The 18184-nt window shown below is 60.1% G+C and carries 17 protein-coding genes; 4 read left to right on the forward strand and 13 right to left on the reverse strand.

What is annotated here, in order from left to right:
* The first annotated feature begins 25 nt into the window (after window positions 1-25).
* Both phoR and ACA065_RS30260 read left to right on the forward strand, forming a co-directional pair.
* Window positions 26-1312 (forward strand): phosphate regulon sensor histidine kinase PhoR, encoded by a 1287-nt coding sequence (gene phoR, locus ACA065_RS30255; protein ID WP_497695441.1) that lies wholly within the window; start codon window positions 26-28, stop codon window positions 1310-1312.
* 268 nt (window positions 1313-1580) lie between these two features.
* On the forward strand, window positions 1581-2921 hold the full coding sequence (locus ACA065_RS30260; protein ID WP_497692719.1) for a hemolysin family protein: 1341 nt from the start codon (window positions 1581-1583) through the stop codon (window positions 2919-2921).
* A gap of 44 nt (window positions 2922-2965) precedes the next feature.
* On the opposite strand, the gene ACA065_RS30265 is transcribed toward ACA065_RS30260, so the two are convergent.
* The 9 genes from ACA065_RS30265 to ACA065_RS30305 all read right to left on the reverse strand — a co-directional run bounded on the left by ACA065_RS30265 (window position 2966) and on the right by ACA065_RS30305 (window position 13394).
* Window positions 2966-3265, reverse strand: coding sequence for a helix-turn-helix domain-containing protein (locus tag ACA065_RS30265; RefSeq protein ID WP_497692720.1), 300 nt, complete (start codon window positions 3263-3265; stop codon window positions 2966-2968).
* 4 nt (window positions 3266-3269) lie between these two features.
* Window positions 3270-3593: a type II toxin-antitoxin system RelE/ParE family toxin gene (locus ACA065_RS30270; protein WP_497692721.1), complete on the reverse strand. Its 324-nt coding sequence runs from the start codon at window positions 3591-3593 to the stop codon at window positions 3270-3272.
* A 187-nt stretch (window positions 3594-3780) separates the two neighbouring features.
* Window positions 3781-4683 carry a response regulator gene (locus tag ACA065_RS30275; protein WP_497692722.1) on the reverse strand — a complete coding sequence of 301 codons (903 nt, stop codon included), beginning with the start codon at window positions 4681-4683 and terminating at the stop codon, window positions 3781-3783.
* A gap of 167 nt (window positions 4684-4850) precedes the next feature.
* Window positions 4851-5612, reverse strand: a complete 762-nt coding sequence (gene phoU / locus ACA065_RS30280; protein WP_053258703.1) for a phosphate signaling complex protein PhoU — start codon at window positions 5610-5612, stop codon at window positions 4851-4853.
* Between the two features lie 71 nt (window positions 5613-5683).
* Complete coding sequence (gene pstB / locus ACA065_RS30285; RefSeq protein ID WP_056860879.1) at window positions 5684-6517, reverse strand: phosphate ABC transporter ATP-binding protein PstB; 834 nt, start codon at window positions 6515-6517, stop codon at window positions 5684-5686.
* Window positions 6518-6656: 139 nt separating this feature from the next.
* Complete coding sequence (pstA, locus tag ACA065_RS30290) at window positions 6657-8327, reverse strand: phosphate ABC transporter permease PstA (protein WP_497692723.1); 1671 nt, start codon at window positions 8325-8327, stop codon at window positions 6657-6659.
* 15 nt (window positions 8328-8342) lie between these two features.
* Window positions 8343-10376 (reverse strand): ABC transporter permease subunit, encoded by a 2034-nt coding sequence (locus tag ACA065_RS30295; RefSeq protein ID WP_497695442.1) that lies wholly within the window; start codon window positions 10374-10376, stop codon window positions 8343-8345.
* A 485-nt stretch (window positions 10377-10861) separates the two neighbouring features.
* Window positions 10862-11848: a phosphate ABC transporter substrate-binding protein PstS gene (locus ACA065_RS30300; RefSeq protein WP_005792536.1), complete on the reverse strand. Its 987-nt coding sequence runs from the start codon at window positions 11846-11848 to the stop codon at window positions 10862-10864.
* 256 nt (window positions 11849-12104) lie between these two features.
* Entirely contained in the window at window positions 12105-13394 is a 1290-nt protein-coding gene (locus tag ACA065_RS30305) for an MFS transporter (RefSeq protein WP_497692724.1), read from the reverse strand.
* Between the two features lie 459 nt (window positions 13395-13853).
* On the opposite strand from ACA065_RS30305, the gene ACA065_RS30310 reads away from it, so the two are divergent.
* Both ACA065_RS30310 and ACA065_RS30315 read left to right on the forward strand, forming a co-directional pair.
* A complete protein-coding gene (locus ACA065_RS30310) occupies window positions 13854-14258 on the forward strand; it encodes an acyl-CoA thioesterase (RefSeq protein ID WP_003176975.1) in 405 nt (134 codons plus the stop codon).
* 57 nt (window positions 14259-14315) lie between these two features.
* Window positions 14316-15215, forward strand: coding sequence for a D-hexose-6-phosphate mutarotase (locus ACA065_RS30315; protein WP_497692725.1), 900 nt, complete (start codon window positions 14316-14318; stop codon window positions 15213-15215).
* 133 nt (window positions 15216-15348) lie between these two features.
* Here ACA065_RS30315 and ACA065_RS30320 read toward each other — a convergent pair whose 3' ends face one another.
* The 4 genes from ACA065_RS30320 to purE all read right to left on the reverse strand — a co-directional run bounded on the left by ACA065_RS30320 (window position 15349) and on the right by purE (window position 17904).
* Window positions 15349-15885, reverse strand: coding sequence for a DUF3299 domain-containing protein (locus tag ACA065_RS30320; RefSeq protein ID WP_497692726.1), 537 nt, complete (start codon window positions 15883-15885; stop codon window positions 15349-15351).
* 77 nt (window positions 15886-15962) lie between these two features.
* Window positions 15963-16208, reverse strand: coding sequence for a GlsB/YeaQ/YmgE family stress response membrane protein (locus ACA065_RS30325; RefSeq protein WP_497692727.1), 246 nt, complete (start codon window positions 16206-16208; stop codon window positions 15963-15965).
* Between the two features lie 106 nt (window positions 16209-16314).
* Window positions 16315-17400, reverse strand: a complete 1086-nt coding sequence (locus tag ACA065_RS30330; protein ID WP_083356067.1) for a 5-(carboxyamino)imidazole ribonucleotide synthase — start codon at window positions 17398-17400, stop codon at window positions 16315-16317.
* Between the two features lie 12 nt (window positions 17401-17412).
* Window positions 17413-17904: a 5-(carboxyamino)imidazole ribonucleotide mutase gene (gene purE, locus ACA065_RS30335; protein ID WP_003195648.1), complete on the reverse strand. Its 492-nt coding sequence runs from the start codon at window positions 17902-17904 to the stop codon at window positions 17413-17415.
* Window positions 17905-18184: the final 280 nt, after the last annotated feature.

The following is an 18184-nucleotide window of genomic DNA, read 5'->3' on the forward strand; positions in this document are numbered from 1 at the left end:
CTGGCATGGCACCCTGATCCGCCACATGCTGTTATTGATCACCGGCTGCCTGGTGGTGGGCCTGGTCAGCGGCCAATACGGCTGGAGCCTGGCCGTCGGCATCGGCCTGTACCTGGGCTGGACCCTCAAGCAATTGCTGCGCCTGCATGAATGGCTGCGCCAGCACAAACCCGACGAAGCGCCACCCGACGGCTACGGCCTGTGGGGTGAGGTGTTCGACAGCATCTATCACCTGCAACGCCGTGACCAACGCGTGCGCGGCCGCCTGCAAGCGGTGATCGACCGGGTGCAGGAGTCCACCGCCGCGCTCAAAGACGCGGTGATCATGCTCGACAGCGACGGCAACCTGGAATGGTGGAACCGCGCTGCCGAGACGCTGCTGGGCCTCAAGACGCCTCAGGACAGCGGCCAGCCGGTAACCAACCTGGTGCGCCACCCGCGCTTCAAGGAGTACTTCGAACAGGAGAACTACGAAGAAGCCCTGGAAATCCCCTCGCCCACCAACGACCGCGTGCGCATCCAGCTGTACCTGACGCGCTACGGCAACAATGAACACCTGATGCTGGTACGCGACGTAACGCGCATCCACCAGTTGGAACAGATGCGCAAAGACTTCGTCGCCAACGTCTCCCACGAGCTGCGCACGCCATTGACGGTGATCTGCGGCTACCTGGAGACGCTGCTGGACAATGTCGAGGAGATCAACCCGCGCTGGAGTCGTGCCCTGCAGCAGATGCAGCAGCAAGGTTCGCGCATGCAGACCCTGCTCAACGACCTGTTGTTGCTGGCCAAGCTTGAAGCCACCGATTACCCCTCGGATAACCATCCTGTCGCCGTGCAGAGCCTGTTGCAGACCATCAAGAATGACGCCCAGGCGCTTTCCGGCGAGCGCGGGCAGCAGATCAGCCTGGAAGCCGACCCGCTGGTGCTGCTCAAGGGCAGCGAGGGCGAGTTGCGCAGTGCGTTTTCCAACCTGGTGTTCAACGCCGTGAAGTACACCCAGGACAAGGGCAATATTCGCATCCGCTGGTGGGCCGATGAACACGGCGCGCACCTGAGCGTGCAGGATTCCGGCATCGGTATCGACGCCAAGCACCTGCCGCGCCTGACCGAGCGCTTCTACCGTGTCGATTCCAGCCGCAATTCCAATACTGGCGGCACCGGGCTTGGTTTGGCCATCGTCAAACATGTGCTGCTGCGCCATCGCGCACGGCTGGAGATCAGCAGCGTGCTGGGGCATGGCAGCACGTTTACCTGCCATTTCCCGCCGGCGCAGGTGACGCGTTCGCGGGTGATCGGGAATGATGAATAACCTGAAAACGCCACTGCACTGACTGTGGGAGCTGGCTTGCCTGCGATGGCGGTGAGTCAGCTAAAAATATGTCAACTGGCAGCCCGCTACCGCAGGCAAGCCAGCTCCCACACTGAATCTGCATCGTTGCCAGAACTGCATTCCAGGCCCCACCCGGCAGCGGGCACTAGGCAAGCGCCCCGTCAGCCGCTACATTGGCCGACTTGCGCCTGCCTTTCAGGCCCTCCTGTCACCCTTATTGAACACACGGAACCTGCAAAACCCCATCATGGACCCTTCCCCTGGTATCACCCTCGCCACACTCTTCGCCGACTTCGGCATGATTCTTTTTGCACTGATCCTGGTACTGCTCAACGGTTTCTTCGTTGCGGCGGAATTTGCCATGGTCAAACTGCGCGCCACCCGGGTCGAGGCCATCGCCCACAAGAACGGCTGGCGCGGGCAGATCCTGCGCACCGTGCACAGCCAGCTCGACGCCTACCTGTCGGCCTGCCAGCTGGGTATCACCCTTGCCTCCCTGGGCCTGGGCTGGGTCGGTGAGCCGGCCTTTGCGCACATCCTCGAGCCGTTGCTGGGCGCTGTGGGCGTGCAATCGCCTGAGGTGATCAAGGGCGTGTCGTTCTTTGCCGCCTTCTTCGTGATTTCCTACCTGCACATCGTGGTCGGTGAGTTGGCGCCTAAATCCTGGGCGATTCGCAAGCCAGAGCTGCTGTCGTTATGGACGGCAGTGCCGCTGTACCTGTTCTACTGGGCAATGTACCCGGCGATCTACCTGCTCAACGCCAGCGCCAACGCCATCTTGCGTATTGCCGGCCAAGGTGAGCCTGGCCCGCACCATGAACACCATTACAGCCGCGAAGAGCTCAAGCTGATCCTGCACTCAAGCCGTGGCCAGGACCCCAGCGACCAAGGTATGCGCGTACTCGCCTCCGCCGTGGAAATGGGCGAGCTGGAAGTGGTCGACTGGGCCAACTCCCGCGAAGACCTGGTGACCCTGGACTTCAACGCCCCGCTCAAGGAAATCCTCGCGCTGTTCCGCCGCCACAAATTCAGCCGCTACCCGGTGTATGACGCGGTGCGCAACGAGTTTGTCGGCCTGCTGCACATCAAGGATTTGCTGCTGGAACTGGCGGCCCTGGACCACATCCCCGAGTCGTTCAACCTGGCTGAGCTGACCCGCCCGCTGGAGCGTGTGTCGCGGCATATGCCGTTGTCGCAGCTGCTGGAGCAGTTCCGCAAAGGCGGCGCGCACTTCGCCCTGGTGGAAGAAGCCGACGGCAATATCATCGGCTACCTGACCATGGAAGACGTGCTGGAAGTGCTGGTCGGCGATATCCAGGACGAACACCGCAAGGCCGAACGCGGCATCCTCGCCTACCAGCCGGGCAAACTGCTGGTGCGTGGCGACACGCCGCTGTTCAAGGTGGAACGCCTGCTGGGCGTCGACCTGGACCACATCGAAGCCGAAACCCTGGCCGGGCTGATCTACGACACCCTCAAACGCGTGCCGGAAGAGGAAGAAGTGCTGGAAGTTGAAGGTTTGCGCATCATCATCAAGAAGATGAAAGGGCCGAAGATCGTGCTGGCCAAGGTGCTATTGCTCGATTGACCAGATAAAGCGCGGGAGTGAGCAACTCGCTCCTGCGCCTTTGATTACGCCGGCAGCGGGGAGAAGCAGATATCGACCTCCAACTGCGCGGCGGCAGACAAATTGACCAATGCGTCCAGTGAGAACTTGTCGATCTTGCCATTCAGGACGTCATTGAGCCGAGGCTGACTGATATTAAGCCGCTCAGCGGCCGCTTTCTGCGACAACTCCCAACTGCGGATGGTGTTGCACAGTTCCAGCAGCACCTTTGAGCGCAGGCGCATATTGGCGGCCTGCTGGGGAGTGTCTTCCAGCGCATCCCAGATGCTGTTGAAACGTTCAGTGTGAATTTTTGGGTCCGTCATAGGCTTAACCTAACTCCTGCAATCTGGCCCGAGCCAGTTCGATATCTCGCCCTTCGGTTTTCTGTGTGACCTCGCGCAGCGCGTGCAGCACATAAACAGCGTCCGGCCGATTGACCACATAGAACACTCGAAACGCTCCTGATTCCTCAGTGATGCGAATCTCACTGACGCCCCTCCCAATGGTTTTCATCGGCTTGCAATCAAAAGGCTGCTCGCCCTGTTGCAGGAGATCCAACTGAAAACCGGCCGCCCTTCGGGCGTCGAGAGGAAACGCTTTGAGATCCTTGAGCGAGCTTCCTAGAAACACCACATCCTTGTGCCTTGGCATTGGCTTCTCCTTTGCTGGAAAGAAGAAGCGTAATCGACGATTCAGCCAAAGGCGGTGGAGGTTTGTTTCAAGGCATAGCAAAGGCTCGATAACACTGATGCGTTATCGAGAGCCTATATCGAAACGGATATAAATCAAGTCAACTAACGGGAAACAGACGGTCGGTCGATTCCCGTTATTCAGGTGATCACGCACCCGGCACAAAATGCTTCTGCGCCGTGCCGCGTGCGATGAGGCGGGAGATATAGTCGAGCTTCTGCGCATCCTGGTCGATGAACCGGAAGGTCAGTTGCAGCCAGTCGCTGTCGGGCTTGGGCTCGTAGGCGACGATGGCGTGCAGGTAGCCGTTGAGGCGCGCCACTTCAGCGTTTTCGCCTTGCTCAAGGTCGAGCACAGCGCTTTCCAGTACCTGGGGCAGGACTTCACCGCGACGCACCACCAGCAGCGCTTCCTTGATGCTCAGCGCCTTGATCACGCATTGCTGGGTGCCGCTGGAGAGGCGCAGTTGGCCCTGGCCACGACCGCCAGCCGGCGAGGCTGCCGGAGCCGCCTGCACGGTCGGGCTGTTAAGCAGGCCTTTGCTCGGAGCTGCCGCCACCGGTGCCGGTTTGACGGCTTCAGGCTTGCCGCCAGTCAGGGCGCTCAGCGAGTCGTTGCCGAAGGCCGAGTTCATCTTGGTCGGCGCGCTGGCGATCAGGGCGTCAAGTCGACCAATCTTGTGCAGAGCCTGCTTGACCTTGTTCAGCAACTGCTCGTTGGTGAACGGCTTGCTGACGTAGCCGGACACCCCGGCCTGGATCGCCTGGACCACGTTCTCCTTGTCACCACGGCTGGTCACCATCACGAACGGCATGGCCTTCAGATGAGGCTGTTCACGGCACCACGTCAGCAGCTCCAGGCCAGACATTTCAGGCATTTCCCAGTCGCACAGCACCAGGTCGAAGGTCTCGCGCATCAGGATGGATTGCGCCTTTTTGCCGTTCACCGCGTCTTCAATCTTGATCCCCGGGAAGTAGTTGCGCAGGCACTTCTTCACCAGGTCGCGGATAAACGAGGCGTCATCCACCACCAACACACTGACTTTACTCATCGACCCTTCATCCTATAAAAACTTCGGCACGCAAAACGCCTGACTGATGGCATTTTGCCAAAACTCGCTGGTCGCAGAAGGACTATATTGCTCCTGCCGCGCAAAATATTCAGGTGCCGCAAACGAAAACGCCCGACCAAAGGCCGGGCGTTAATTTCTCGGGCAACTTACTTATCGTCAGATTCGCCCGGAACATTAGGGATTTGATCAGCCGTGCCTTCAACTTCGGCTTTCATGCGCTTGAGGCCCATGTGCCGTACATCGGTGCCGCGCACCAGGTAGATCACCAGTTCGGAGATATTGCGCGCGTGGTCGCCGATACGCTCCAGCGAACGCAGCACCCAGATGATGTTCAAGACCCGCGAGATAGAGCGCGGGTCTTCCATCATGTAGGTGGCCAGCTCGCGTAGCGCGGTTTTGTATTCGCGGTCGATGGTCTTGTCGTACTGCGCCACCGACAACGCCAGCTCGGCGTCGAAACGCGCAAACGCGTCCAACGCATCGCGCACCATGTTGCGCACCTGGTCGCCGATGTGGCGCACTTCCACATAACCCCGTGGCGCTTCGCCTTCTTCGCACAGCTGGATGGCGCGGCGGGCGATCTTGGTGGCTTCGTCGCCGATGCGCTCCAGGTCAATCACCGACTTGGAGATGCTGATGATCAAACGCAGGTCGGAGGCCGCTGGCTGGCGACGCGCCAGAATGCGCAGGCATTCTTCGTCGATGTTGCGTTCCATCTGGTTGATCTGGTCGTCGATTTCACGCACTTGCTGGGCCAGGCCCGAGTCGGCCTCGATCAGCGCAGTGACGGCGTCGTTGACTTGCTTCTCCACCAGCCCGCCCATCGCCAGGAGGTGGCTGCGCACTTCCTCAAGCTCGGCGTTGAACTGCGCGGAGATGTGATGGGTAAGGCCTTCTTTGCTAATCATGTTGGCGTCCTTGGAGCGTCCGGTAAGGTGCGGAGAACCGCAGCATTCAGTGCAATCAGAACCACCGCGTTCTAGCCGTAACGACCGGTGATGTAGTCTTCGGTCTGCTTCTTCGCCGGATTGGTGAACAGGGTATCGGTGTCGCCGAATTCAACCAGCTTGCCCATGTACATGAACGCGGTGTAGTCGGAAACCCGCGCCGCCTGTTGCATGTTGTGGGTCACGATAACAATGGTGAACTTGGATTTGAGTTCGTAGATCAGCTCTTCGACTTTCAACGTCGAGATCGGGTCGAGTGCCGAGCACGGCTCATCGAGCAGCAGTACTTCCGGCTCCACGGCGATGGTGCGGGCGATCACCAGACGTTGCTGCTGGCCGCCGGACAAGCCGAGTGCCGATTCATGCAGGCGGTCTTTGACCTCGTCCCACAGCGCCGCGCCTTTGAGGGCCCACTCAACCGCTTCGTCGAGGATGCGTTTTTTGTTGATGCCCTGGATGCGCAGGCCGTAGACCACGTTTTCGTAGATGGTCTTGGGGAACGGGTTGGGCTTCTGGAACACCATGCCCACGCGGCGACGCAGCTCGGCCACGTCTTCGCCTTTGCGATAGATGTTGGTGCCGTAGAGGTTGATCGCGCCTTCTACGCGGCAACCGTCGACCAGGTCGTTCATGCGGTTGAAGGTACGCAGCAGTGTGGACTTACCGCAGCCGGACGGGCCGATGAAGGCCGTCACGCGCTGTTTCGGGATGTTCATGCTGACGTCGAACAGCGCCTGCTTTTCACCGTAGTACAGGCTCAGGCCCGGCACTTCGATGGCCACGGTTTCCTGGGCCAGGCTCAGGCTCTGCTTGTCGCGACCCAGGGCCGACATGTTGATGCCGTGGGTGTGGGTTTCGTGTTGCATGGGATGCTCCCTGTGCTACCAAATCGTTGTGTGGGAGCGGGCTTGCTCGCGAAGGCGTCAGGTCAGTCGACCTATGTGTTTCTGATACACCGCATTCGCGAGCAAGCCCGCTCCCACATTTAGTCCGCGTTCATTTCAATTAACTGTCCAGCGCTTTGTATTTTTCGCGCAGGTGGTTACGAATCCACACCGCCGACAAGTTCAGCGTGGCGATCACCAGCACCAGCAGCAAGGCGGTGGCGTACACCAGCGGCCGTGCGGCTTCGACGTTGGGGCTCTGGAAGCCGACGTCATAAATATGGAAGCCCAAGTGCATGATCTTCTGGTCCAGGTGCAGGTACGGGTAGTTGCCATCCAGCGGCAGCGACGGCGCCAGCTTCACGACACCCACCAGCATCAGCGGCGCCACTTCGCCGGCGGCGCGGGCCACGGCGAGGATCATGCCGGTCATCATCGCCGGGCTGGCCATCGGCAGCACGATCTTCCACAGCGTTTCCGCCTTGGTCGCGCCGAGTGCCAGCGAGCCTTCACGCACCGTACGAGGAATCCGCGCCAAGCCTTCTTCGGTGGCCACGATCACCACCGGCACCGCCAGCAACGCCAGGGTCAGCGAGGCCCACAGCAGGCCCGGCGTGCCGAAGGTCGGTGCCGGCAGGGCTTCGGCGAAGAACAAACGGTCAACCGAGCCACCCAGTACATACACGAAGAAGCCCAGGCCGAACACGCCGTAGACAATGGCCGGTACGCCCGCCAGGTTGTTCACCGCGATGCGGATAATGCGCGTCAGGGTGTTCTGCTTGGCGTATTCACGCAGGTACACCGCAGCCAGCACGCCGAACGGCGTCACGATCATCGCCATGATCAGCGTCATCATCACGGTGCCGAAGATGGCCGGGAAGATCCCGCCTTCGGTGTTGGCTTCCCGTGGGTCATCGCTGAGGAATTCCCAAACCTTGCTGAAGTAGAAACCGATCTTGGTCATCGTGCCCATGGCGTTCGGCTGGTAGGCGTGCACCACTTTGCCGATGCCAATTTCGATTTCTTTACCATTGCCATCGCGAGCCGTCAGGGCGTCGCGGTTGAACTGGGCGTGCAGGTCAGCCAGGCGTGCTTCGATGTCCTGGTAACGGGCGTTCAGTTCAGCGCGGCCGCTGTCCATATCGGCTTGGGCGGTGGCGTCGAGCTTGCCTTCCAGCTCCAGCTTGCGACCGTGCAGGCGGATACGTTCGAGCCCGGCGTTGATCGCGCCGATGTCGGTTTTTTCCAGGCTTTTAAGCTGGGCAGCCAACGTGTTCACGCGGTCGACGCGGGCCTGCAGCTCCGGCCACGCGGCCTCGCCTTCAGCGATAACCTTGCCGTCCTGCTTGACGTTGACCAGGGTGCCGTAGAAATTGCCCCACTCACGCCGCTCGATGGCCATTAGGTTCGCAGGCTTGGTCTGGTCCTTGAGCCACTCGCCAACGATCCAGGTGAAGTCGTTGCCGTTCAGGTCGCGGTTGCCGACCTTGATCAGCTCGCGGGTCATGAATTCCGGGCCTTGGTCGGGCACCGGCAAACCGGCGCTTTTCAGGCGCTCGCGGGGTACTTCTTCCTTCTGCACCACTTCGCCGATGACGATATGGTTTTCCTGGCCAGGCACGCTGTAGTTGGCCTGGATCAGGTCAGCCGGCCAGAAGTGGCCCAAACCACGCACGGCAATCACGGCCAGCAAACCAATGGTCATGATGACCGCGATGGACACCGCGCCACCGCTGATCCAGACGCCGGGGGCGCCGCTCTTGAACCATCCATTCAGGGAGTTCTGTTTCACAGACTTCTACCTTTCTTAAAGCGACGAGTATTTCTTGCGCAGACGCTGACGAATCAGCTCGGCGAGGGTGTTCATGATGAAGGTGAACAACAGCAGCACCAGTGCCGAGAGGAACAGCACGCGGTAGTGACTGCCGCCCACTTCCGACTCCGGCATTTCCACCGCGACGTTGGCCGCCAGTGTGCGCAGGCCTTCGAACAGGTTCATCTCCATCACCGGCGTGTTACCGGTGGCCATCAGCACGATCATGGTTTCACCCACCGCGCGGCCCATGCCGATCATCAGTGCCGAGAAAATCCCCGGGCTGGCGGTCAGGATCACGACGCGGGTCATGGTCTGCCATGGCGTGGCGCCCAGCGCCAACGAGCCCAGGGTGAGGCCGCGTGGCACGCTGAACACGGCGTCTTCGGCGATGGAGTAGATGTTCGGGATCACCGCAAAACCCATGGCCAGGCCGACAACCAGGGCGTTGCGCTGGTCGTAGGTGATCCCCAGGTCGTGGGAGATCCACATGCGCATGTCGCCGCCGAAGAACCAGGTTTCCATGTACGGGCTCATGTACAGCGAGAGCCAGCCTACAAACAGAATCACCGGGATCAGGATCGCGCTTTCCCAGCCATCGGGAACGCGCAGGCGGATCGACTCAGGCAAGCGGCTGAAGACAAAACCGGCCACCAGGATGCCAATCGGCAACAGCATCAGCAGGCTGAAGATCCCCGGCAAATGCCCTTCTACATACGGCGCCAGGAACAGGCCGGCGAAGAAGCCGAGGATCACCGTCGGCATCGCTTCCATCAGTTCGATCACCGGCTTGACCTTGCGGCGCAGGCTCGGGGCCATGAAGTAAGCGGTGTAGATCGCCGCGGCAACCGCCAGCGGTGCGGCCAGCAGCATGGCGTAGAACGCGGCTTTCAGCGTACCGAAAGTCAGCGGCGCCAGGCTCATCTTGGGTTCGAAGTCGGTGTTGGCGGCGGTCGATTGCCAGACGTATTTAGGCTCGTCGTAGTTTTCGTACCAGACCTTGCTCCACAGCGCGCTCCAGGACACTTCCGGGTGCGGGTTGTCGAGCAGCAGCGGTTGCAGCTTGCCGCCGGCCTCAACGATGACGCGGTTGGCGCGTGGCGACATGCCGAACACGCCTTGGCCGTCGACCACCGGGTCCACCAGCAGCGTGCGGTGGGCGGTGCTGTGGAACACGCCGAACTTGCCGGAAGCGTCGAGCGCGGTGAAGCCTTTGCGACGTTCTTCAGCGGTGATTTCCACGATTGGCGTGGTGCCCATCTGGAAGGTACGGATCTGTTTCAGGCGCTGCTCGCCATCCGGGTCGCGGGCCATGAACCATTGGGCCAGGCCGCCTTTGGAGTTGCCGACGATCAACGAGATACCGCCCACCAGCTGGGTGCTGGCGGTGATTTCGGCATTGCCGTCTTCAAGGAGTTTGTAGCGACCGTTGAGGCTCTTGTCGCGCAGGCTGAATACATCGGCGAGGGCGCGACCGTTGATCACGTACAGCCACTGCTGGCGTGGGTCGATGAAGATCGCCTTCACCGGCTCAGTCATTTGCGGCAGCTCGATGCGCTTCTGCTCGCTGGTGACTTCGCCAGTCATCATGTTTTCTTCGCGGCTCAGGGCCAGCACGTTCAGGTACGAACCGGCGGAGCCTGCCACCACCAGCGACGAATCGGTGGCGTTGAGCGCTACGTGCTCCAGCGGGCGACCGGCGTCATCCAGCACGATCGGCGTTTCACCGTAAGGGTATTCGATCGCCGGGGTAATGGTTTTCTTGCCGTCCGGGTAGGACACCTTATAGGTGTGGCGGAACACCAGCGACTGGCCATTCGACAAGCCCAGCACCACCAGCGGGCTGCCCGGTTGGTCTTCACCAATGGACGCAACACTGGCACCTGCCGGCAGCGGCAAGTCGACACGCTTGAGCTCGGCACCGGTGTCCACATTAAAGAACAGCGCCTGGCCCTTGTCGGAAACCCGCATGGCGACCTGGTTCTGTTCTTCGAGGGAGATCATCAACGGCTTGCCGGCGTCCTGGATCCAGGCAGGCGTCAGCGCGTCTTCCTTGGTCAGCGAGGCGCCTTGGAACAAGGGCGCGACGACATAGGCCAGGAAGAAGAAAATCAAGGTGATGGCGCCGAGAACGGCGAGGCCGCCGACCAGCACGTACCAACGGGTCAGGCGATCTTTGAGCGCGCGAATGCGGCGCTTGCGTTGCAGCTCAGGCGTATTGAAATCAATGCGCTTGGGGGGAGAAGTCGTCGTCATGGTGGAATTGGCCAGATCATTCATGCGCACACCCTAGCGATCCTGTATGACAGAAAGATGACAATGCAGTGACGCAAGAAATCCGCCGCGTAGCAGAGCTGGCAGCGGACTAAAAAATTAGGGGTGTAGACGGTTAGTGTGGGAGCGGGCTTGCCCGCGATGGCATCAATACGGTTTCAACTTTGAACCGCGTCGCCAGCATCGCGGGCAAGCCCGCTCCCACAGAAAAGCATGCGTCTACACCAGGCATTACAGGCTTAGTTGCCTTCTTTCAGACCCAGCTCAGCCAGTGCCTTGGCGGCAACTTTGGCTGGCAATGGGATGTAGCCGTCTTTTACGACGACTTCCTGGCCCTGTTTGGACAGAACCAGTTTCACGAACTCAGCTTCCAGCGGGGCCAGAGGCTTGTTCGGGGCTTTGTTGACGTACACGTAGAGGAAGCGCGACAGCGGGTATTTGCCGTTCAGGGCGTTTTCTTCGCTGTCTTCAATGAAGTCAGTGCTGCCTTTCTTGGCCAGGGCCACGGTCTTCACGCTTGCAGTCTTGTAGCCGATGCCCGAATAACCGATACCGTTCAGCGAGGAGCTGATCGACTGCACGACCGAAGCCGAGCCTGGTTGTTCGTTAACATTTGGCTTGTAGTCGCCTTTGCACAGGGCTTCTTCTTTGAAGTAGCCGTAGGTGCCGGATACCGAGTTACGACCGAACAGTTGCACCGGCTTGTTGGCCAGGTCGCCGGTCACACCCAGGTCGCCCCAGGTTTTAACGTCAGCTTTGGCGCCGCACAGACGAGTCGAGGAGAAAATCGCGTCGACTTGTTCCATGGTCAGGTGCTGGATCGGGTTGTCCTTGTGCACGAATACCGCCAGGGCATCCACGGCAACTGGGATAGCGGTTGGCTTGTAGCCGTACTTCTGCTCGAAGGCAGCCAGTTCGGTGTCCTTCATCTTGCGGCTCATCGGGCCCAGGTTGGAGGTGCCTTCAGTCAGCGCAGGAGGAGCAGTGGCGGAGCCGGCGGCCTGAATCTGGATGTTGACGTTCGGGTATTCCTTTTTGTAACCCTCAGCCCACAGGGTCATCAGGTTTGCCAAGGTATCGGAACCAACGCTGGACAGGTTGCCCGACACACCAGTGGTCTTCACGTAAGCCGGAATTGCCGGGTCAACACCAGCGGCTACCGCGTTAGCGGTCGCAACGCCAGCAGCGACAAAAGTCATTGCCGCCATCAAACGTTTCAGTTTCATGCCTTGCTCCTAGCAGATAGGGATAGTTGGATCGGGGCCAAGTATCGGTAGGCCGTGTGAACACTCTATGTCCGCAATGTGACAATTAGATGAAAGGCCAGTATTTATGAAAAACCTGACAGGAAGGGGAAAGATCAATAAATCCGGGGCTTGCGAGGAGGTTGAGGCGCTTGAAGCGGTGTTTCAGAAATACTCTGTAATCTATGACCGTTCCTACACCAATGTGTAGGAATGATCGCTTAACTCTGTGGCGAGGTTAGCGCCCGCGCTTCCACAGATACCCACCCACCAACATCCCCATCACACACAGCACGGCGACATAGTAAGCAGGGCCCATCGGGCTTTCCTTCATCAGCAGCGACACCGCCAGCGGCGTCAAACCACCAAATACGGCATACGCAACGTTATAGGAGAATGACAGCCCGCTGAAACGCACCACCGGTGGGAAGGCTTTCACCATCACATAAGGCACCACGCCGATCACACCGACGAACAGGCCCGTCAGGGTATACAGCGGGAAGAGCCAGTTCGGGTGGTCAAGAAGGCTGTGGTACAGCGTCCACGAGGTCGCCAACAGCAGCAGGCAACCGATAACCAAGACGCGGCCGGCGCCAAAGCGGTCGGCCAGGGCGCCGGAGGCGATGCAACCGAGGCTCAGGGTGACGATGGCCATGCTGTTGGCTTGCAGCGCTACGGTTGGGCTGAAGTGGTAAACAGTTTGCAGCACGGTCGGGGTCATCAGAATAACGACCACGACACCGGCCGAGAGCAGCCAGGTCAGCAGCATCGACAGCACGATGGCGCCGCGGTGGTCGCGCAATACCGCGCGCAATGGCAGCTCGGCGGCCAAGGTTTTGCGTTGCTGCATTTCAGCAAAGATCGGCGTTTCATGCAGCCAGCGACGCAGGTACACCGACAGCAGGCCAAACACGCCGCCGAGCAGGAACGGAATACGCCAGGCGTAATCCGAGACCTGCTCCGGGCTATAGAGCGTGTTGATGGCAGTGGCCACCAGCGAGCCCAGCAGGATGCCGGCGGTCAGCCCGCTGGTCAGGGTGCCGCAGGCGTAGCCGATGTGGCGCGGCGGCACGTGTTCGGAGACGAACACCCAGGCGCCCGGTACTTCGCCGCCAATCGCCGCGCCCTGGATGACGCGCATCAACAGCAGCAGGAGCGGCGCCCACAAGCCAATCTGCGCGTAGGTGGGCAGCAGGCCCATGATCAGGGTCGGCACGGCCATCATGAAGATGCTCAGGGTAAACATCTTCTTGCGGCCCAGCAGGTCGCCGAAGTGCGCCATGATGATGCCGCCCAACGGACGTGCCAGGTAGCCGGCGGCGAAGATGCCGAAAGTCTGCATCATGCGCAGCCATTCAGGCATGTCGAGGGGGAAGAACAGTTTCCCGACCACGGTGGCGAAAAACACGAAAATGATGAAGTCGTAAAATTCCAACGCCCCGCCCAAGGCAGACAGCGACAGGGTTTTGTAGTCGTTGCGGGTCAGCGGGCGCGACGGTTGCGCACTGCTTGCGGGCACGGAGGACATGGCAAGGCTTCTCTTATAGTAATCAGAACGGCAAGCCCGGGACTTGCAGCAGGTTTGGCAAGATAGCAAATCGCTTGAAAAAGCACAGCGTCTACCGAATAACAGTTCAGCAGGGCTGAAATATTCCCCTTTCGTGCGCTTTAACCGCAATCAGAAACACAGTTGCGCGAAAAAGCCGCATTACAGCCGCGATTTGCCGACCAAATGAGTGCCGGGAGGTCGTCGCGGCGCCAGCGTCTCGATATACTCGGCCCTTGCAAGCGCAAGACCCGCAGTCTTGAGGGGCTGCTGTGCCAAAACGTCGTTGGGTGCCACCCAGCCGATTTCGCAGAGTTTCCCTTTAGTTCGCCTTACGAGAAACGCATCGAGCGGTGTATGTTGGTGCTGAAACGTTTTTCCAGAAGACGGCTATCCACTTGAAATACCCATGAAGCGTCACGGGTCAGAGGCACCCTCGGCATGATCGAACTCGAACAAGAAGATCCTATCCCGCAAGGCGATCTCGCCCTGCAAATCACCGCACTCCCGCGCGAAACCAACGGTTTTGGCGATATCTTCGGCGGCTGGCTGGTCGCCCAGATGGACCTGGCCGGCACGGCCATGGCGAGCAAAGTTGCGGGCGGGCGTGTCGCCACCGTGGCCATTGATCGCATGGCGTTCCTGGTGCCGGTCGCGGTCGGCGCGCAATTGTCCTTCTATACCCAGGCCCTGGAAATCGGCCGTAGCTCAATCCAGATGATGGTCGAAGTGTGGAGCGACGACCCGCTGTCCAGCGAATGGCGCAAGGTAACCGAGGCGGTATTTGTGTTCGTCGCCATCGACGGCAGCGGCCGTACGCGCTCGGTTCCATCGCGCGCGCGTTAAACATCGCCGGGTTTTGACGGTCAATTGCCCCATTGCCTGCCATAAAGAGTGCTGTGTATGCCTACGCCCCACGTTGAAACCGTGAAAATCGACGAGCTGGACTGCTGGCGCATCCGCCACAACGGCGCCGAACTGATGGTGGCCCAACAGGGCGCGCATATCTTCAGTTACCAGCGAGAGGGCGAGCAGCCTGTTATCTGGCCGAACCCCGAGGCAGTGTTCAAGCAGGGCAAAGGCATTCGTACCGGCGTACCGGTGTGCTGGCCGTGGTTTGGCGTGTTCGACCGCAACCCGCAAAGCGTCAAGGCGATGCGCCAGAGCGATCAGCCGGCCGGAGCCCATGGCTTTGTGCGCACGGCGCTTTGGGAATTGGCCGGGACCGAGCGTGAAGGCGATGCATTGCGCGTCGACTTGGTACTGCCAGTGCCTGCGGGCGGTTTTCCCGGTTGGCCTCATCAGGTCGACCTGAAGCTGAGCCTGCTGCTGGACGACCAACTGCATATCCGCCTGACCAGCCATAACCGTGGCACCGATACCGTCAGCCTAAGCCAGGCACTGCACACTTATTTCGCCGTGAGCGATGTGCGCAATGTGCAGGTCGAAGGCCTGGACGGACTGGCGTATATCGACACCGCCGATGGCTGGAGCAATAAGCAGCAATCCGGCCTGCTGCAGTTCACCGCCGAGACCGACCGAATCTATCTGGACACCCCGGCGCGGTTGAACATTGTCGATAAGGACTGGCAGCGCCGTCTCCAGCTGACCAGCCAAGGTTCGAAGTCGACCGTGATCTGGAACCCGTGGACCGAACGCGCCAAGGCGTTTGACGACATGGCCGATGATGGCTGGCAGGGCATGCTGTGCATCGAGACGGCGAATGTGCTGGATGATGTGGTGAGCTTGGCGCCGGGTGAAAGCCATACACTTAGTGTGAGCATCACCAGTATCGCCCTGTAAACCCAATCAAAAATGTGGGAGCTGGCTTGCCTGCGATAGCATCGCCTGGGTGTAACTGATACACCGAGGCGCCTGCATCGCAGGCAAGCCAGCTCCCACACAAGGCCGCACCCATATTGGGTTCTGCGTCAGATTAAAGATCGGATTCCTTCACCACCCGTACCTTCCCCGCATCCAGCGCATAAGCGGCATCCGCCAAATCGTTATTGACCTTCTCCACCTTCAATGTGCCGGTAACCCACAGCGGCGTGTAGATATCATCCAGCTTCAACCCTTTTGGGTAGCGCACCAGCACCAACTGGTTAGGCGGCGGTGGCGGCACGTGGATGCACGCGCCTGGGTACGGCACCAGGAAGAACAGCGTACTGCGGCCCTTGGCGTCGGTTTCCAGCGGCACCGGGTAGCCGCCGATGCGGATGTTCTTGCCGTTCATGGCGGCCACGGTCTTGGTCGAATACATCACCGCCGGCAAGCCTTTGCTTTGCTTCAAGCCACCTTTGTCGGTGAACGTGCCTTGAGCTTCGGGGGAGTTGTGGTCGATCTCGGGCATTTCTTCGAGGGCTTTCTGGTCCGACAGCGGCATCAGGTCGAGCCAGTCGGTTTCCGGCAGTTCACCAGCGTGGGCCAGGCCAGAACCCAGCAAAAGGAGAGTCAACAGAAGACGGCGCATGGGGAGGCTCGGCAAGTACACGTGGCGAGCATTCTAGCCCTCTGCGCCTGCGCAGCGCAGAGGGCTTTGTCGCTAAATTATTTTTTTCGCAGCAGGCCGTAAATCACCAGCAGCACGACGGCGCCGATCAACGCGCCGATAAAGCCTGCGCCCTGACCCGCCTGGTAGATGCCCAGGGCCTGACCACCGTAGGTGGCGACCAAGGAACCTGCGATACCCAGCAGGATGGTCATGATCCAGCCCATGCTGTCGTCGCCAGGCTTGAGGAAACGCGCGAGCAGACCGACGATCAAGCCGATAAAGATGGTTCCGATGATACCCATGGCATTTCCCTCTAATTGAATGTGAGTCATGGCAAAGCCTAGTCAAGCTTTACCATCCTGCAATCAGAGAGACGGCGGTGACCAATGGTTCCCGCCGACGCCAGGGTTATTGCTCGGCGATCAGTGCTTCGACCTTGAGGATCTGCGCTTGCAGCGTCGCACGGTCTTTGCAGCGCAGGTTGGCATGGCCGACCTTGCGCCCGGCTTTGAAGGCTTTGCCGTAGTGATGCAGGTGGCAATCATCAATCGCGATCACGCGCTCAACCGGCGGCACCACACCGATGAAGTTGAGCATGGCGCTCTCGCCGACCTTGGCCGTAGAGCCCAACGGCAAGCCCGCTACCGCCCGCAGGTGGTTTTCGAACTGGCTGCACTCGGCGCCTTCAGTGGTCCAGTGCCCGGAGTTGTGCACACGCGGGGCGATTTCGTTGGCCTTGAGGCCACCGTCGACTTCAAAGAACTCGAACGCCATCACGCCAACGTAATCCAGCTGCTTGAGCACACGACTGGAATAGTCTTCGGCCAGGGCTTGCAGCGGGTGGTCGGTGCTGGCCACGGACAGCTTGAGGATGCCGCTGTCGTGGGTGTTGTGCACCAACGGGTAGAAGCGGGTTTCGCCATCACGGGCACGCACGGCGATCAGCGAGACTTCACCGGTGAACGGCACGAAGCCTTCCAGCAGGCAGGCGACACTGCCCAGTTCGGCGAAGGTGCCCACCACATCGGCGGCGGTGCGCAGGACTTTCTGGCCCTTGCCGTCGTAACCCAAGGTGCGGGTTTTTAACACAGCAGGCAGACCGATAGAGGCGACTGCAGCGTCCAGATCAGCTTGGGACTGGATGTCGGCGAAGGCTGGAGTCGGAATGCCCAGGTCCTTGAACATGCTCTTTTCGAACCAGCGGTCGCGAGCAATGCGCAAGGCTTCGGCGCTTGGGTACACCGGGACGAACTGCGACAGGAAGGCCACGGTTTCAGCCGGGACGCTTTCAAATTCGAAGGTCACCAGGTCGACTTCATCGGCCAGTTGGCGCAGATGGTCCGGGTCGCTGTAGTCAGCGCGCAGGTGTTCACCCAGGGCGGCGGCACAGGCGTCTGGCGCCGGGTCCAGGAAAGCGAAGTTCATCCCCAGCGGAGTGCCCGCCAGGGCCAGCATGCGACCGAGTTGGCCGCCACCGATTACACCGATTTTCATCAATCAACAACCTCAGGCGATGCGTGGGTCTGGATTGTCCAGGACGCTGTCTGTCTGCTCAGCACGGAATTTTTTCAGCACCGCGTGGAACTGCGGGTGCTTGGCGCCCAGGATGCTGGCGGACAGCAACGCGGCGTTGATCGCGCCGGCCTTGCCGATCGCCAGGGTTGCCACCGGGATGCCGGCCGGCATCTGCACGATGGACAACAGCGAATCCACCCCCGAGAGCATCGACGACTGCACCGGCACGCCAAGCACTGGCAGGTGAGTCTTGGCCGCACACATGCCTGGCAGGTGCGCTGCACCGCCGGCACCGGCGATGATCACCTCGATGCCACGGGATTCTGCTTCATCGGCATACTGGAACAGCAAATCCGGGGTGCGGTGGGCAGAGACCACTTTCACTTCATACGGAATGCCGAGTTTTTCCAGCATATCGGCGGTGTGGCTAAGGGTGGACCAATCGGACTTGGAGCCCATGATCACGCCAACCAATGCACTCATCGTCGTGCCTCTTCTCTCTGGGCGCCCGCAGGCGCGTCAAAAAACAACAAGCCACGCGGGAAATCCGGCGTGGCTTGTTGTACGAATTAAGGCCGGTTGGACCGGCCGAAGGCCGCGCAGTATACCGTAATAAAATAGATAAACAGCCCCCTTGGCGACCATCTGTCTTACAGGGTTAAAACCCAATCTTCTGACTCCAAAGTCAATACATTCGACACCCCGAGAACGCCAACCAGTTCCCACTGCTTTTTATTCGCTGATTGAAGAAAATCACTACATC

The sequence above is a fragment of the Pseudomonas sp. LBUM1640 genome, assembly GCF_059716225.1.

Bases quoted from the DNA above. Each gene is read 5' to 3' on its own strand.
- phoR (WP_497695441.1), top strand. From the start codon at position 26: ATGCTGTTATTGATCACCGGCTGCCTGGTGGTGGGCCTGGTCAGCGGC.
- ACA065_RS30260 (WP_497692719.1), top strand. From the start codon at position 1,581: ATGGACCCTTCCCCTGGTATCACCCTCGCCACACTCTTCGCCGACTTC.
- ACA065_RS30265 (WP_497692720.1), bottom strand. From the start codon at position 3,265: ATGACGGACCCAAAAATTCACACTGAACGTTTCAACAGCATCTGGGAT.
- ACA065_RS30270 (WP_497692721.1), bottom strand. From the start codon at position 3,593: ATGCCAAGGCACAAGGATGTGGTGTTTCTAGGAAGCTCGCTCAAGGAT.
- ACA065_RS30275 (WP_497692722.1), bottom strand. From the start codon at position 4,683: ATGAGTAAAGTCAGTGTGTTGGTGGTGGATGACGCCTCGTTTATCCGC.
- phoU (WP_053258703.1), bottom strand. From the start codon at position 5,612: ATGATTAGCAAAGAAGGCCTTACCCATCACATCTCCGCGCAGTTCAAC.
- pstB (WP_056860879.1), bottom strand. From the start codon at position 6,517: ATGCAACACGAAACCCACACCCACGGCATCAACATGTCGGCCCTGGGT.
- ACA065_RS30300 (WP_005792536.1), bottom strand. From the start codon at position 11,848: ATGAAACTGAAACGTTTGATGGCGGCAATGACTTTTGTCGCTGCTGGC.
- ACA065_RS30305 (WP_497692724.1), bottom strand. From the start codon at position 13,394: ATGTCCTCCGTGCCCGCAAGCAGTGCGCAACCGTCGCGCCCGCTGACC.
- ACA065_RS30310 (WP_003176975.1), top strand. From the start codon at position 13,854: ATGATCGAACTCGAACAAGAAGATCCTATCCCGCAAGGCGATCTCGCC.
- ACA065_RS30315 (WP_497692725.1), top strand. From the start codon at position 14,316: ATGCCTACGCCCCACGTTGAAACCGTGAAAATCGACGAGCTGGACTGC.
- ACA065_RS30320 (WP_497692726.1), bottom strand. From the start codon at position 15,885: ATGCGCCGTCTTCTGTTGACTCTCCTTTTGCTGGGTTCTGGCCTGGCC.
- ACA065_RS30325 (WP_497692727.1), bottom strand. From the start codon at position 16,208: ATGGGTATCATCGGAACCATCTTTATCGGCTTGATCGTCGGTCTGCTC.
- ACA065_RS30330 (WP_083356067.1), bottom strand. From the start codon at position 17,400: ATGAAAATCGGTGTAATCGGTGGCGGCCAACTCGGTCGCATGCTGGCC.
- purE (WP_003195648.1), bottom strand. From the start codon at position 17,904: ATGAGTGCATTGGTTGGCGTGATCATGGGCTCCAAGTCCGATTGGTCC.